Origin of the sequence: Hydromonas duriensis, assembly GCF_004363775.1 — a bacterium.
GTDB classification, from domain to species: Bacteria; Pseudomonadota; Gammaproteobacteria; order Burkholderiales; family Burkholderiaceae; genus Hydromonas; species Hydromonas duriensis.
In genome coordinates, this window is the sequence record NZ_SNZE01000028.1 from 22,274 (window position 1) to 25,802 (window position 3,529).

The window sequence follows — 3,529 nt, forward strand, 5'->3', positions numbered from 1 at the left end:
CGTTGTCGACATTGACTTCGACGGGCTTCAGCACAAGCGACAGTTCAATCGCTTCATTGTCAACAGTGACTTCATCGGGCTTAAGTACGACGAATAGCGCGGTAGCCTCATTGTCAACAGCCGTGTCTTCAGCATCATCAACGGTGTTGAGCACAGCGGACAGCTCGATTGCCTCGTTGTCAACGGTGACATCGACAGGCTTGAGCACAACCAACAGCGCGGTGGCTTCGTTGTCGACATTGACCTCGACTGTTTTCAGTACAAGCGACAGTTCAATCGCTTCATTGTCAACGGTGACCTCATCGGGTTTAAGCACCACGAATAGTGCGGTTGCGTCATTGTCGACTGTTGTATCTTCAGCGACATCAACGGCATTGAGCACAGCGGACAGTTCGATTGCCTCGTTGTCAACGGTGACGTCGACAGGTTTGAGCACCACCAACAGCGCGGTGGCTTCGTTGTCGACATTGACCTCGACGGGTTTCAGTACAAGCGACAGTTCAATCGCTTCATTGTCGACCGTTACATCATCGGGTTTAAGTACGACGAATAGTGCGGTTGCGTCATTATCGACTGTTGTGTCTTCGGCGACATCAACGGCATTGAGCACGGCGGATAGCTCGATTGCCTCGTTGTCAACGGTGACGTCGACAGGTTTGAGTGCCACCAACAGCGCAGTGGCTTCGTTGTCGACATTGACCTCGACGGGTTTAAGTACGACGAATAGCGCGGTTGCGTCATTGTCGACTGTTGTGTCTTCGGCGACATCAACGGCATTGAGCACGGCGGATAGCTCGATTGCATCGTTGTCGACAGTCACTTCGACGGGCTTTAGCACAACCAATAGCTCGGTGGCTTCGTTGTCGACCGTTACATCATCGGGTTTAAGCACCACGAATAGTGCGGTAGCCTCATTGTCAACAGCCGTGTCTTCAGCATCATCAACGGTGTTGAGCACAGCGGACAGTTCGATTGCCTCGTTGTCAACGGTGACATCGACAGGCTTGAGCACCACCAACAGCGCAGTGGCTTCGTTGTCGACATTGACTTCGACGGGCTTCAGTACAAGCGACAGTTCAATCGCTTCATTGTCGACCGTTACATCATCGGGTTTAAGTACGACGAATAGTGCGGTCGCCTCATTGTCAACAGCCGTGTCTTCAGCATCATCAACGGTGTTGAGCACAGCAGATAGCTCGATTGCGTCGTTGTCAACGGTAACGTCGACAGGCTTGAGCACCACCAACAGCGCGGTGGCGTCATTGTCGACTGTTGTGTCTTCGGCGACATCAACGGCATTGAGCACGGCGGATAGCTCGATTGCCTCGTTGTCAACGGTGACATCGACAGGCTTGAGCACCACCAACAGTGCTGTGGCTTCATTGTCGACATTGACCTCAACGGGTTTCAGTACAACAAACAGCTCGATTGCATCGTTGTCGACTGTTACTTCGACAGGCTTTAGCACAACCAATAGCTCGGTGGCTTCGTTGTCGACCGTTACATCATCGGGTTTAAGCACCACGAATAGCGCGGTTGCGTCATTGTCGACTGTTGTGTCTTCAGCGACATCAACGGCATTGAGCACAGCAGACAGTTCGATTGCCTCGTTGTCAACGGTGACGTCGACAGGCTTGAGCACAACCAATAGCGCGGTCGCCTCGTTGTCAACATTGACATCAACAGGCTTCAGTACAACAAGCAGCTCGATTGCATCGTTGTCGACAGTCACTTCGACGGGCTTTAGCACAACCAATAGCTCGGTGGCTTCGTTGTCGACCGTTACATCATCGGGCTTAAGCACCACGAATAGCGCGGTTGCGTCATTGTCGACTGTTGTGTCTTCGGCGACATCAACGGCATTGAGCACAGCAGACAGTTCGATTGCCTCGTTGTCAACGGTGACGTCGACAGGCTTGAGCACAACCAACAGCGCGGTCGCCTCGTTGTCAACATTGACATCAACGGGCTTCAGTACAACAAGCAGCTCGATTGCATCGTTGTCGACAGTCACTTCGACGGGCTTTAGCACAACCAATAGCTCGGTGGCTTCGTTGTCAACGGTGACGTCAACAGGTTTGAGCACGACCAACAGCGCAGTGGCTTCGTTGTCAACAGTTGTATCTTCAGCGACTTCAACGGCATTGAGTACCGCAGATAGTTCGATTGCGTCGTTATCGACTTTGAGTTCAACGGGCTTTAGTACGACTAACAGTGCGGTGGCTTCGTTGTCAACCTTGACCTCAACAGGCTTCTTCTTCGCCAATAGTGCTATTGCTTCATTGTCTACATTAACCATCGTTTCAATAGGTTCATTATCAACAGGCTTGAGTACGACCAATAGTGCGGTGGCGTCATTGTCAACGGTTGTTTCATCAATGAATTCAACAAGTTCTGTAAGCTCGTCTAGCAGTGCGGTGGCTTCATTATCGACGTTGACCTCGACAGGTTTGAGCACAACAAACAGTTCAGTGGCTTCGTTGTCAACAGTCACTTCGACAGGCTTGAGTACTACGAGCAGTGCAATAGCATCGTTGTCGACAACGGTTTCTTCTCTCACTCTAAAACCGTACTCTGCAACCGAGCTGAAATACTTCCATGCAAATTCAACCGAAGCCGATTCGGTTGCTAGTGGTGTTAATGCGATTGCTATTGGACCTAAATCAGTTGCCAGCGGTACCAATTCTGTCGCCGAAGGTTATGGCGCAACCGCCAGTGGAACAAACTCGATGGCTTTTGGTACTAAGGCTGTTTCGTCAGGCTCGGGTTCTATAGCGATTGGTGCGAACAGTAGCTCATCAGGAAGCAATTCTGTAGCGTTGGGCGCTAACTCAGTGGCCGATGGTTCAACATTGAGTAATGCCGCTTACAACCCAGGCTCGGGTTCTATCGCGGGTGTAACCCCTGTGGGTGAAGTATCTGTGGGTTCGTCAGGAGCAGAACGGCGCATCACAAATGTCGCTGCGGGTTCGGCCGATACGGATGCGGTGAATGTGAGCCAACTCAAAGCCGTAAGGGATGGATTTAACTCAGACATTAAAGACCTTAAAGGCGGGATAGCCGCAGCCTTGGCACTTGAGTCTGCGCCTTCGGTGGCGGGTAAGTTCACGACATACATGGGTGTTGGCTATTACGATGGTCAATCTGCCATCGGTATATCTGGGCGCAAAACTGCTGATAACGGCCGTTGGAGTATATCGGGTGGTGTGACCGCATCACAGCAAGGTAAAGTTGGGGCGCGCCTCGGTTTTGCTAAAGTGTGGGACGATAATCACGATTAATGCAAGTGCCCCCAGTTTTTTAAATCTGGGGGCGAATATGTCTTGTTATAAAGACGTTTGAACATCTTCTTAATTGAGATTTAAAGGATTTAAAAATGAAAACACATCAACAACTCATATCCGCCGCAGCCTTGGTTTTGTCTTTATTCGCTGTGGGCGCGCAGGCGCAAAACACGGCGCAGGATTCTGCAGCCGTCCGCTTCCCTGAACTTAAGTCCACGTATTTAAAAACGGGGGATTTTGTTAAT

Annotated in this window: 2 protein-coding genes; one reads left to right on the forward strand and one right to left on the reverse strand. The window is 50.9% G+C overall.

The genetic code is table 11. The features are described from left to right. A partial coding sequence (locus DFR44_RS11460) for a hypothetical protein (protein WP_162845241.1) occupies window positions 1–2,560 on the reverse strand: 2,560 nt, incomplete at its 3' end. On the opposite strand from DFR44_RS11460, the gene DFR44_RS09900 reads away from it, so the two are divergent. Beyond that, the gene (locus DFR44_RS09900; protein ID WP_162845242.1) at window positions 2,535–3,281 is read left to right on the forward strand and encodes a YadA family autotransporter adhesin; all 747 of its coding nucleotides are present in this window, start codon (window positions 2,535–2,537) and stop codon (window positions 3,279–3,281) included. The genes DFR44_RS11460 and DFR44_RS09900 overlap by 26 nt on opposite strands. The last annotated feature ends 248 nt before the right edge of the window (window positions 3,282–3,529 follow it).